The organism is Marinobacter sp. AC-23 (assembly GCF_001858325.1).
In the GTDB taxonomy this organism is placed as follows: Bacteria; Pseudomonadota; Gammaproteobacteria; order Pseudomonadales; family Oleiphilaceae; genus Marinobacter.
The window spans coordinates 1-11,243 of sequence record NZ_MBPP01000073.1; the positions used below are offsets into that span (position 1 = coordinate 1).

The following is an 11,243-nucleotide window of genomic DNA, read 5'->3' on the forward strand; positions in this document are numbered from 1 at the left end:
ATCTGGTGCAGGAGCAGTCACGTCGGCTTCAACAGATGAACGAGGATTTGCAGAGTGCCAAGGAAGCTCTGGAAGAGAGGAAAAATCAGGAAAAAGCGGTCTTGTTGCTGATGCGTCATCGCAAAATTAACAATGATGAAGCCCATCGGGTTTTGCGAAAGCTGGCCATGGATCAGGGTAAAAAGCTGCCCGAGATTGCTCGGGCACTGGTGTCTATGGCAGATGTGCTGAAGTAAGCGACCTGTTCAGACCTTCGCCTTCAGAGCGGTGTCTTTTTTCATGCTTGCGTCAGTAGCCTGATTATTCCGGCGCGGGGTGATGCTTTCCAGCTTACGCTGCTTCTCATAGAGAAACTTCAGAACCTCCTGTCGGTAATGCACGTAGGTGGGATCATCCGCCAGAGTGACTCTGTTACGGGGCCTTTCCAGGTCGATGTACAGATCTTCTCCGACGGCGGCAGCGGGGCCGTTGGTCATCATGATGATACGATCAGACAGCAGCACCGCTTCGTCCACATCATGGGTAATCATGATCACCGTATTTTTCAGGTCCTGCTGAATGTCCATCAATGAATCCTGCAGGTGGGCCCGTGTCAGCGCATCCAGAGCGCCAAAAGGTTCGTCCATCAGCAACACGCTGGGTTTCATCGCCAGTGCCCGGGCAATGCCAACCCTTTGTGCCATACCCCCCGAAATTTCACCCGGCCGTTTGTTGGCGGCGTGTGCCATGTTTACCAGTTCCAGGTTGTGATGAACCCAGTTTTGGCGCTCCTGTTTCGTCATGGATTTGCGGAATACCTGTTGTACCGCCAACTCTACGTTCTCGTAAACCGTCAACCAGGGCATCAGGGCGTGGTTTTGGAACACCACCGCCCGTTCCGGACCGGGAGAGTTGATCTCGTGGCCATCCAGGATACAGCCGCCTTTAGTGGCTTGTAGCAGGCCAGCGACGATGCTCAGGACCGTGGACTTGCCGCAACCGGAGTGGCCAATCAGGGAGACAAACTCACCCTTTTTGATTTTCAGGTTGATGTTGTCCAGTGCGACGAAGGAGCCTTTGGGCGTATCAAAGGCCATTTCCACGCCGGTCAGTTCCAAATGGGATTTAGTCATGATTGTCTCCGTTATTCATTCCAGGCAATTTTCTTCTGGATCATCAGCATGATGCGATCCAGCAGGAAGCCGATAAAACCGATGGCCAGCACCGCTGCCATGATCCGGCTCAAGGACTGGCTGCTGCCGTTCTGGAACTCATCCCAGACAAACTTGCCAAGCCCGGGGCTCTGCGCCAGCATTTCAGCCGCAATCAGCACCATCCAGCAATGCCCAGCGAGACCCGAAGCCCGGTGAATATCATGGGTACTGATGATGGCAGCACGACTTTTCTCACATGGGTCCAGAACGACAGTTGTAGAACCCGGGATACGTTCAGCAGATCGGGGTTCACTGCGGCTACGCCGACGCCGGTGTTGATCAGGGTAGGCCACAGGCTGCACAGGGTGACGGTGATCATCGAGGTCAGGAACGACTTCTCGAACATCGGGTCGTCACTGACGTAAGTAGCGGATACCACCATGGTAACCAGCGGCAGCCAGGCCAGAGGCGAGACGGGTTTGAAGATTTGGATCAGTGGATTGACGGCTGCCTGAAGATAGTGGTTCAGGCCCAATACAATGCCCAGTGGTACGGCGATCGCCGTCGCAAGCAGGAAACCGGCCATTACGGTAACCAGGCTGGTGACAACCTGATCCAGAAATGTCGGGGCACCGAGGTAGCCCCGGATCCTCACATCGGCATCCGGATTGTCGGCCAGAATGCGAGCGTTCCGTGCCTCTTGCATGGTCACGAATTTGTCCGCCCGCTCCCGCTGGTCGGCGTGCTCCTGCCAGAGTTGGCCACTCTGCTCCCAGACCTGTACCGGGCCCGGAAAGGTGCCCAGCGAGGTGTTCACCTGGGGCGCGGCCAGGTGCCAAAAGCCGAGGAAAATCAGGATGCCGACCATCGGCAGCAAAAGCTGCTTGCCGGTCTGGGCCAGTTCGGCTCCAGTGAATCGGTCTGCCAGTGCTTTCAGCCAGCCGAGGATTCCGGTTCCGGAACTTGAATTGGTTAGCGTACTCATGTCGTTCTCCTGGGTACTGCCGGTTACGGGGTGCCGGCGCCTTTCAGGCCAATATCAAAACTGTTGATATAGGCGTTGGGCTGGCGTGGCGTGAAGGCGACACCATCAATCAACGCACCCTGATGCGGGCGGGCAAAATTCTCTTGGCTGAAGTCGGGGAAATCCTCGGCCTTCATCAAGCCATCTTCGATCAGGGACTGGGCAGCTTTGGCATAGATATCTCCTCGGTAGACCTGCGCAGCCGTTTTCATGTACCAGTCGTCCGGTTTCGTCTCGGGGATCTGCCCCCAGCGACGCATCTGCGAGAGATACCAGATGGCATCGGATGGGTACGGATAAGTAGCGTAATGACGGAAGAAGACGTTGAAATCGGGCACTTCGCGGATATCGCCCTTCTCATACTCAAAGGTGCCCGTCATGGAATTGGCAATGACTTCGGCATCTGCGCCCACATAGCTCGGGCGAGCAAGGATCTCGACAGCTTCTTCCCGGTTGGCGTTGTTGTTCTCATCAAGCCAGTAGGCGGCGCGGATCAGGGCGCGCAGCAGGTGCAAGTGGGTGTTGGGATTCTCCTCGGCCCAGGACTGACTGACTCCGAACACCTTTTCCGGGTTGTTGGGCCAGATCTCGTAATCGGTAATCACTGGAACACCTATGCCCTTGGCCACGGCCTGCTGGTTCCAGGGCTCACCCACGCAGTAGCCCTGAATGGTGCCAGCTTCCAGAGTGGCAGGCATTTGCGGCGGTGGTGTGACAGACAAATGAACGTCCGCTTCCAGGGTGCCGCTGGTGTCACCACGCTGAGGCGCGTAGTAACCCGGATGCAGGCCGCCTGCCGCCAGCCAGTAGCGCAGTTCGTAGTTGTGAGTGGATACGGGAAACACCATGCCCATACGAAAACGCTCGCCCTTCGCACGGAATTGCTCCACCACCGGTTTCAAGGCACTGGCGCTGATCGGGTGCACTGGCTTGCCGTCCTGCTCTGGGATGTGCTGGCTCATAGTCTTCCAGACCTCGTTGGAGACGGTGATGCCGTTGCCGTTCAGGTCCATGCTGAACGCGGTAATGATGTCGGCCTGAGTGCCATAACCAATGGAGGCACCCAGGGGCTGGCCCGCCAGCATGTGGGCGCCGTCCAGTTCGCCGGTAATGACCCGGTTCAGCAGGACTTTCCAGTTAGCCTGGGCTTCCAGCTCAACAAACAGGCCTTCGTCCATAAAGAAGCCGCGTTCCCAGGCGATGGCTAGCGGCGCCATGTCTGTCAGTTTGATGAAGCCAAGTTTCAGGTCCGGCTTTTCCGGAGCTCCAATCTCTGCCTGGGCCATGCTGGCGCTGGTTATCAGGGAGACCGCAGCGGCCAGTCCAGCCAGATGATGGAATGTTCCGGTGATGATGTTCAGGGACGTCTTCATGAATCCTTACCTCGTGACATTCTTTCAGGCAAAAAAACGCCCGCCCTCCGTTGTCGGAAGGCAGGCGCCTATGCCTGTTTAATCTGAGTGGTCTCGAATGTTCAAGTCAGAGGTTGCACAGCCTGTGCCAGTGATCAAAAAATATTATAAAACAACACGTAAGGGGGAAAGCTCAGTTTCATAGGGCGTTTTTGACAGATCTTGTCGGCTTGCTTTAGTGCAGGTTGGCGGCTTTTTGCACCATTGTGAAACGAATGGCCCGGATATGGTTAAACCCGTCATCGGTTCATCATTAGGTGGCGGGTGCTATACGTTGCGTTTACAGGCCACTCCCAAAACTTTGGAGCTGCGATGGCCCTGTTATTGCAGCTTGCCCTGGGTACCAACTGAACAACCATCAATTACAGGCAAAGAGGACGTAGCGTGGATTCCAAGGTCAAACCGGCAGCCGGCACTCAGACCACTTGCCCTTATTGTGGTGTGGGTTGTGGTGTGACGGCCACGCCTTTCGAAGTAACCGGCGATGAGCGCCACCCGGCTAATCAGGGGCGGTTGTGTGTGAAAGGCTCGGCGTTGCATGAAACCCTTGTGCCCAGCGGGAGGCTGTTAAAGCCCCGGATCGCTGGTGAGGACCGAAGCTGGCCCGAGGCCCTTGCTGCGGTGTCCAGCGCTATTCGTGATGCGGTCGCTCAGCACGGCCCCGGGTCGGTGGCTTTTTATTTGTCGGGCCAGTTGCTGACAGAGGATTATTTCGTCGCCAACAAACTCGCCAAGGGTTTTATTGGCACACCCCACGTGGACACCAACTCTCGCCTGTGTATGTCCGCGGCAGTGGCCGCCCAAAAACGAGCGTTTGGCGAGGATTGCGTTCCCGGGTGTTATGAAGACCTGGAGCTCGCGGATCTTCTGGTGCTGGCGGGCAGCAACGCCGCCTGGGCCCACCCTGTTCTCTACCAGCGTATGCAGGCTTCGCAACGGGCCGGTCGCCGGGTGGTGGTCATAGACCCCCGTCGAACCGCCACAGCAGAGCTTGCGGATCTGCACCTTAAACTGAAACCGGGTACTGACACGGTTCTGTTCAATGGTTTGTTGGTGTGGTTGAGGCAACACGAAGCGACAGATCAGAGTTACATTGCGGAACACTGCAGCGGTTTTGCGGAAACGCTGGTTTGTGCACAAGAGGTTGCGCCGTCGGTGACGTCGGTTGCGGCCCAATGCGATCTTGACGAGGATGACGTCGAGAGGTTTTACCGCTGGTACGCCGACACCCCCCGAACTGTGACCGCTTTTTCCCAGGGGATTAATCAGGCGGTAACCGGCACCGACAAGTGCAACGCCATTATCAACTGCCACCTGGCCACGGGGCGTGTGGGCCAGCCGGGCGCCAGCCTTTCTCGCTGACCGGTCAGCCCAATGCCATGGGTGGGCGGGAAGTCGGGGGCCTGGCTAATACCTTGGCCGCTCATATGGAATACGATACTCCGGGTGCCCGAGAACGTCTGGCCAGATTCTGGGGCACAGATCGCCTTCCGGAGGCCCCCGGGTTGAAGGCCGTTGATCTGTTTGAGGCCGTGCATCGCGGTGACATCAAGGTGCTCTGGATTATGGGTACCAATCCTGCGGTTAGCCTGCCGGATTCGGCGCGGGTTTGTGAAGCGCTGGCGGGTTGCCCCACGGTGATCGTGTCTGACTGTATGGCGAATACGGATACCACGGCTTTTGCCGATATCATGTTGCCGGCGGCCGGCTGGGGCGAAAAAGACGGTACCGTCACCAATTCGGAACGCTGCATTTCCCGCCAGCGATCCTTCCTGTCTTTGCCCACGGAGGTTTGGCCGGACTGGCGGATACTGACGTCGGTTGCGTGCGAGCTTGGGTATGCAAAGGCCTTTCAGTATCAGAATCCTGCGGATATTTTCCGGGAACACGCGGCGCTCTCAGCCCTCGCTTGCAGGGCCAGTAATGGCCGTCAGGTGTTTGATATCGAAGCACTGGGCCAACTGACAGAGGCTCGGTATAACCAACTGGAACCGATCCAATGGCCCATCACCCTGGATGAGGCCGGTGTTGTAACCGGCACGCCTCGGCTGTTCTCTGACGGGCGTTTTGCCACGGATGACGGACGGGCCCGGTTGGTGCCCATACCTGCTGGGCTGCCCCGCCAGATCGTGACCTCTCGTTACCCACTTGTGGTCAATACCGGCCGGATTCGTGATCAATGGCACACCATGACGCGGACGGCACTGGTCTCGCGGCTTCTGACACACCGCCAGGAACCCTTCGTAGAGATCCACCCAGACGATGCGCTCCGCTTTGGTGTTTGCGAAGAGGCGCTGTGCCAGCTTACCGGCCCCGGGCCAGAGGCATTTATTGGTCGTGCCCGCATCACTTCGGATCAACGACCTGGTGAGGTGTTTATACCGATTCACTGGAGTGGACGTTTTGCCTCACAAAGCGTGGCAACGAACCTGATCGCCGCTGTAACGGATCCGATTTCCGGGCAGCCGGAAAGCAAGCACGGTGTTGCCAGCCTTCGCCGACTTGCCTGCAGGTGGCAAGCCCGGCTGATGCGGCGCAGTGCAAGCGACGAACTCCCGGGGCTGGCAGGGTTGTGTGACTATTGGTGCCGTCAACCACTGACCCACAGTGATAGTTGGTGGTTGGCAGGCAGCCAGACCATGGACTGGGAGAGTGAAGCGAGTATCTGGTTGGCGGGAGAACCACAGCTAATCATGGCCGATTCGGCGCAAGGGCGATTTCGGGCGGCTCGAGTGGTTGATGGCCGGCTGGAAGCCGTTCTTTTGGTCGATAGTGACGTTGGTCTGTTACCGGATCTGGCTTGGCTGGATGAGTGTTTTGCGGCTGACCGGCTGAGCCCGGATCAGAGACAGTGTTTGCTTGCGGGGCGATCTGTCGACACAGAAGAGATCGGGGCGCTGGTGTGCAGCTGCTTCCAGGTGGGTGATCGCCAGATTGTTAGTGCCATTCGTGAGGGGCAGGCGACACTAGAGGCGTTGGGGCAAACTCTGAAATGCGGCACCAATTGTGGCTCCTGTGTGCCTGAAATTCGAGGGCTGTTGCTGGACGAGCTCACAGAAACTGAGCAGTAAGCGCCCATCCAGGATATGTCAGCACACCCTGCGCAGCATCGACATAGGGACTCGGTAGCGCCGCCCGCGAAATTTGCCAGTTCCGCTCACGGTGCAGGTTTTTCGGTTGACCCGGACAACCTCTCCACGAAACTCCTGAGTGCCGGAGACGAAAGCGACGGCATCTTCCACTTGCCAGGGGGATGGCTGAAGTGTGGGGTCAGGTAGCTGGAAGGCTTCGCTGGGTAACGGGATCTGGTATTCGCTGGCTTGCTTCGCCAGTGCCACTCGAGCCGCATCTGCACGACCATTTTCATGCAGGTCATCAAGAATGTTGTAGAAGTGCTGGTTGTGCACCGAGCCGCGATATCTCTTGCCGGCACTGTGCTGTAACAGGTGTGCAAATTCGTGACAGCAGGTGTGCGCCAGCAGGTTCAGCGTGCTCAACTCACCGTTGAAATAACCCCGTTTATGGATTTCCCGGGCGGAGAGCCAGCCACTGGCCGTATCAGGCTGGTGCTTGGCCTGAATCATCCGGAGGCCGTAGGTAATTTGGTGCTGTTTGTATTGCGGCTCAAAACGATGATAGGTCGCCTGCCCAGAGCCCACCCGGCACACCAAGGAACTGCCAGATGCCCGTTGCTGGACCCAGCCTGCGGCGGGTTGCCAGAGAATCTGTTCGGTAACAGTGCACATCAGTTCGCCGAGCTTGCGGGCTTGAGATTTCGGATCGCTCATATCAATTGAAGGCCCACACGCCTCATGATCTCGTAAATAGGGTTCGGTGTGGATATTAACTTACTAGATTCTCGGCATCGAGTCAGACAAAACGTCACCAGATAAAAACAAGTGGTGACAGTTTGTCTGGTTTCGGCGTGTTAAATGCCGTGTGATATCGTCTCAGAAATCTGATCAAACTCACCTTCCGGGAAGCTCAAAATAAGGATTGCGTCGGGGCTTTCCTCGCTAAATAAATAGCCAGTCAGGTAATTGCGATATTTCACGGCAAACCCTGTGAACCCGGATGGAAAACTCAGGGGGCGTGTTTTAACGGCCCCTGATTCAGAGCTGGATCTGAGTTCGCTCAGAAAATCGGATGTTGAAGAAACGTTTGTGGGGACTGGCTCAACCCGGATGAATCCGATGGCTTTTCCATTGCGAAAGAGGGATGTGTCATTCTTGTCGATCCGCACCGCATCAAATAAAGATGATTGAACCGATACTGCATAATCTGGGCTGGGTGAAAACGATATTGGCTGGGTCGATGCACAACCGGAGAGAATCGAAATGAGTATGACGGTTGCTATGAGCTTCATTTTTTTCAGGCGTCCTTGTCTTATCCGAGAGAGGCTTCCAGTAGACTCCTGAATTGTAACCCACGAGTCAATTTGCAGGTAAAGCTGATTTTAATCGCCCCACGGGCGAATGGCTCTGCTGCTACCCGAATAACCCTGATTGCCCATTTTCGGATACCGTTTGCCGGAGCAAGTAGGTCTTTGGGGTTCGGAACAGCATCTATCCATCGACTGCATTCATCGGTCTCAGTAATCAGTTGAGCAACAAGCTCTAGTGTTTCAGCAGTTATGCTTCCAGCATGAAACCGGCTTGCGATGCGCTCACTGTAAAACGCAGTGATTACGGCCTGAACCGTGGCTACTTCTTCCTCAGTTAAATTAATGTTGCTCACTACCAATCTCCTTTTGATAGTTGTAATAAAAAAGAGAGGCCGCGGCCTCTCTTTTGGGCATCAAAGCGTAAATTACGCCTCGATTGGCGAACGCCAGTCGTCTGCACCGGAAGTGCCGGCAACAGTGTGCTCCCAGGTAACCTTGCGGTAGGACACAGAAACCGTAACCAGCTGTGTGAAATCAGCGCTGGCGTTGTCCTGGCAGTGTGGCATGTTGCAGTTGATGTCGATAATGGTGGCATCTTCCAGGATGGTAGAGAAGAAGTGCTCTTGCTTGCCCTCTACAGAGGTGCGGTACCATTTGAGCTCAACCTTGGGCAGCATTTCGCCGGAAGCCAGAGCGTTGTACATCAGGGGTGTCGCTTTGTTCAGTGCGGAGGTGAACTTGAACGGCTTGTGTACACGCTGACCGGAAGGCTGACCGGACTGGGGGTCGGTAGGAACGGTGACAACGTGGCTGAATTCCTGAACCAGCACTTCATCTTCGTGGCCTTCAACGTAGATGTTGCCTACGGAATCGGAAGTGAATGCACCCGCGGTGATGTTACCCTGGGTTTTGCCTTCGATAGAGATATAACAAGGAGTTGGCATAGTCTGCTCCGTGACGTTTGAATGAGTAAGTGTCCTTGGGTGTTCCCTGGACGAGTTTGTATTATCAAGTCCCGTGCCAGGTTCAGAAAGATCAGTTAAAACAGTGTCTAACGAGTTTTTTCGAGAGCGCCTGTCGGGAGCAGGCAAGCTTGTGCTCGGTCTGTGGGCGAGGAATTGCTGGCTGAGCGAAAAATTGCCTGGCCAGCGGGCCTTAGCGCAGGCTGAATCTTACGGGCAGTGCGTAGCTGAAGGTGCTGCCAGACATGTCATCTGGCACGGGAGGTAGAGGAGCTGCCTGCTCAAGCATGGCAAGGGCTGCTTTATCTAGCAGCGAGTGGCCAGATTTTGTGCGCAAACTGTGGCCAACAAGTGAGCCGTCCCGGCGAAATGTGAAGGTTATAACAGGAGCCCCTTCCTGCCTCAGCCTGCGGGCCCTGCGGGGGTATTCATAAAACCGGGAAAGGTGCCGGCTGAGCTTCCCTAAATAATCATCGACAGCTGACGGGTCGCCAGCATTTTGTAATGGCACGGATGATTGCGACTGAGAACCCCCGTTTTCGAGCGCGGGCTCTGACGTATCGCTGGCTTCAGCCTCTGCCGGAGGCTTGTCTATCGTTGCCTCAGGTGTTGCTTGGGTTTCTGCTACCGTTTCTGGCTCTGGCTCTGGCTCTGGCTCTGGCTCTGGCTCTGGCTCTGGCTCTGGAGTAGGGGTCGGTTTTGGTTCAGGCTTCGGCTTCGGCTTTGGCTCGGGCTTGGTTTTCTGCACTGGCTTGGGCTCTGATTTTTCGACGGGTGCAGGTGCGGGCTTGCCTGCAAGCGAGATTTTGATAGCGGGCGCTGTATTAACTGCTGCACTGCCAAGCTGGTTTATTTCGATAGTCTTCTCTGGCGCAGCAGCCACAAGAATGCCGGCGCTCAGAACAATGGCAATTACCAGTAGGCCCAGGCGGGCGGCTTTGCCTGTATCCCTCACGTTTCGGGCTCCGTTAATAGCAGGATTTCCTCATGGCCGCCCTTTTCCAGAGTGCGCAAAAGACTTTCCAGATCTGCCATGGAAATACCGCTGGCAGCGGCAATTTTCAGTGGGGTCTGTGCGTTTGGTTCTGGTAGCCGCTGAAGCAGTGTTTGTGCATTCAAGGTTTCGCCCTTTATTCGCCAGCTCCCCTTGGCATCCACGAACAGGTCAGCGTGGGGCGATTGTTGCTCGGCACTCGCAGGCGTAGGTGGCAGGTCGGGCAAGGGGTCGTCTGCAAGTTGGCCGGCCACGATAAAAAACATCAGCAACAGGAAAACCAGATTGATGAGTGGCAGAAGTGCATCTTCTACCCGCTCCATCAAAGATTTGCCGGAGGTAGAAGGAGGTGGGAACAGTTCAGTCATGGGGTTTCTTCGGTTGCACGTTTCCAATGGGTTTGGATGCCGTTGCGCGACAGTTCGCCCAGGGTGGTTGTGAACAGGCTTAGTTGGGCGTCTGGGGCCGTGGTGAGGTTCACTTCAGCGATGCCGGCACTGCGGAGCTCTGGTAACAGCTTGTGGATTGGCAAAGTGAGCTCCTGCCATGTGATGTCGCCGCCTTGCGTAACCGTCAGCAAGGGAAGTGGTTCCCCTGTTGTGGTGCTGCGGTTCTCAGTGCTGTTGGCCAGTTCCAGATGATCCACCGGCATTAGCCTGCTGGTCAGCATAAAAAACACAAGCAGGATGAACACCACATCAATCAGCGGCGTAATGCGGATTGGGATAGGCCGGCTGGGCCTGGGTTCAACCAGTTGCATGGGCGAATCGCTGCCGGCTTTGAGTTTCTGGCTCCTGTTCGTCTTTTGCTTCTGAGCGAGGCTGGCTGGTAGTTGGCTGTGCCGCGGCGTCACTCTCGGGCTCGGGTTGGCCGGCAAAGGCTTGCGGCGTGACCGTCAGCACAGTCACCAGGCTGCTGTTAACAACCTTGTGGATTCGCCGTAACCGGAACTCAATCCAAGCTGCCAATGCAGCAAATGGAATAGCCACCACAAGGCCGGCCGCGGTGGTGGTCAGCGCCTCGTAGATGCCGCCACTTAGTTGAGATGCATTGGCGCGGCCTTCTGTTGCTGCCATGGCGCTAAAGGCTTCCATCATTCCCAGCACGGTTCCCAGCAAGCCAAGTAAAGGCGCGAGCGCCGCGATCACTTCAATGATTTTGAGGGGGGCTTCAAACGGCTCAAGCGCTTGCTGGGCATCCCGTGCTGTGGTTTCGCGAATGTGTTGATCGTCTTGCGGTTTTGCCGCGCCTCAATGGTATTGGTTACCAGGCTATGTAGAGGATTCAGTTTTGCCCAGCGGCTGGCTTGCTGTCGAACGCTTGTGGGTTCACGC

Annotated in this window: 14 protein-coding genes and 1 pseudogene; 3 read left to right on the forward strand and 12 right to left on the reverse strand. The window is 56.2% G+C overall.

Translation table 11 applies throughout. The features are described from left to right. Window positions 1-236: ANTAR domain-containing response regulator (locus BCA33_RS17835; RefSeq protein WP_139173052.1), on the forward strand; the 236-nt coding region annotated here is incomplete at its 5' end. Between the two features lie 9 nt (window positions 237-245). Here BCA33_RS17835 and BCA33_RS17840 read toward each other — a convergent pair. From BCA33_RS17840 to BCA33_RS17850, 4 genes are read right to left on the reverse strand one after another with little or no spacing between them, the layout of a single operon-like run. Beyond that, entirely contained in the window at window positions 246-1,112 is an 867-nt protein-coding gene (locus tag BCA33_RS17840) for an ABC transporter ATP-binding protein (protein ID WP_071267979.1), read from the reverse strand. 11 nt (window positions 1,113-1,123) lie between these two features. Then, entirely contained in the window at window positions 1,124-1,315 is a 192-nt protein-coding gene (locus BCA33_RS22325) for a hypothetical protein (protein ID WP_254774580.1), read from the reverse strand. Beyond that, entirely contained in the window at window positions 1,306-2,118 is an 813-nt protein-coding gene (locus BCA33_RS17845; protein ID WP_254774581.1) for an ABC transporter permease, read from the reverse strand. Before BCA33_RS17845 ends, BCA33_RS22325 begins: the two co-directional genes overlap by 10 nt. A 23-nt stretch (window positions 2,119-2,141) precedes the next feature. Continuing rightward, on the reverse strand, window positions 2,142-3,443 hold the full coding sequence (locus BCA33_RS17850) for a CmpA/NrtA family ABC transporter substrate-binding protein (protein WP_254774585.1): 1,302 nt from the start codon (window positions 3,441-3,443) through the stop codon (window positions 2,142-2,144). Between the two features lie 510 nt (window positions 3,444-3,953). Here BCA33_RS17850 and BCA33_RS22330 point away from each other — a divergent pair. Both BCA33_RS22330 and BCA33_RS17855 read left to right on the forward strand, forming a co-directional pair. Next, window positions 3,954-4,931: a molybdopterin-dependent oxidoreductase gene (locus BCA33_RS22330; protein WP_254774583.1), complete on the forward strand. Its 978-nt coding sequence runs from the start codon at window positions 3,954-3,956 to the stop codon at window positions 4,929-4,931. After that, the gene (locus BCA33_RS17855; RefSeq protein ID WP_254774584.1) at window positions 4,859-6,640 is read left to right on the forward strand and encodes a molybdopterin-dependent oxidoreductase; all 1,782 of its coding nucleotides are present in this window, start codon (window positions 4,859-4,861) and stop codon (window positions 6,638-6,640) included. Before BCA33_RS22330 ends, BCA33_RS17855 begins: the two co-directional genes overlap by 73 nt. Before the next feature lie 18 nt (window positions 6,641-6,658). Here the strand turns inward: BCA33_RS17855 and BCA33_RS17860 are convergent, their stop codons facing one another. The 8 genes and pseudogenes from BCA33_RS17860 to BCA33_RS20040 form a co-directional block, all read right to left on the reverse strand. Continuing rightward, a complete protein-coding gene (locus BCA33_RS17860) occupies window positions 6,659-7,357 on the reverse strand; it encodes a hypothetical protein (RefSeq protein ID WP_071267983.1) in 699 nt (232 codons plus the stop codon). A gap of 140 nt (window positions 7,358-7,497) precedes the next feature. Continuing rightward, on the reverse strand, window positions 7,498-7,935 hold the full coding sequence (locus BCA33_RS17865) for a hypothetical protein (protein ID WP_071267985.1): 438 nt from the start codon (window positions 7,933-7,935) through the stop codon (window positions 7,498-7,500). A 20-nt stretch (window positions 7,936-7,955) separates the two neighbouring features. Continuing rightward, a complete protein-coding gene (locus tag BCA33_RS17870; RefSeq protein ID WP_071267987.1) occupies window positions 7,956-8,306 on the reverse strand; it encodes a hypothetical protein in 351 nt (116 codons plus the stop codon). A gap of 72 nt (window positions 8,307-8,378) precedes the next feature. Beyond that, window positions 8,379-8,897, reverse strand: a complete 519-nt coding sequence (locus BCA33_RS17875) for an Hcp family type VI secretion system effector (RefSeq protein WP_071267989.1) — start codon at window positions 8,895-8,897, stop codon at window positions 8,379-8,381. A 211-nt stretch (window positions 8,898-9,108) separates the two neighbouring features. Continuing rightward, window positions 9,109-9,870: an energy transducer TonB gene (locus tag BCA33_RS17880; RefSeq protein WP_071267991.1), complete on the reverse strand. Its 762-nt coding sequence runs from the start codon at window positions 9,868-9,870 to the stop codon at window positions 9,109-9,111. Next, entirely contained in the window at window positions 9,867-10,277 is a 411-nt protein-coding gene (locus BCA33_RS17885) for a biopolymer transporter ExbD (RefSeq protein ID WP_071267993.1), read from the reverse strand. Before BCA33_RS17885 ends, BCA33_RS17880 begins: the two co-directional genes overlap by 4 nt. Beyond that, on the reverse strand, window positions 10,274-10,669 hold the full coding sequence (locus tag BCA33_RS17890; protein WP_071267995.1) for a biopolymer transporter ExbD: 396 nt from the start codon (window positions 10,667-10,669) through the stop codon (window positions 10,274-10,276). The genes BCA33_RS17885 and BCA33_RS17890 overlap by 4 nt, the downstream gene beginning before the upstream one ends. Next, window positions 10,656-11,243 (reverse strand): annotated as a pseudogene (locus BCA33_RS20040) (MotA/TolQ/ExbB proton channel family protein); the annotation flags it as partial. The gene BCA33_RS17890 and the pseudogene BCA33_RS20040, both read right to left, overlap by 14 nt.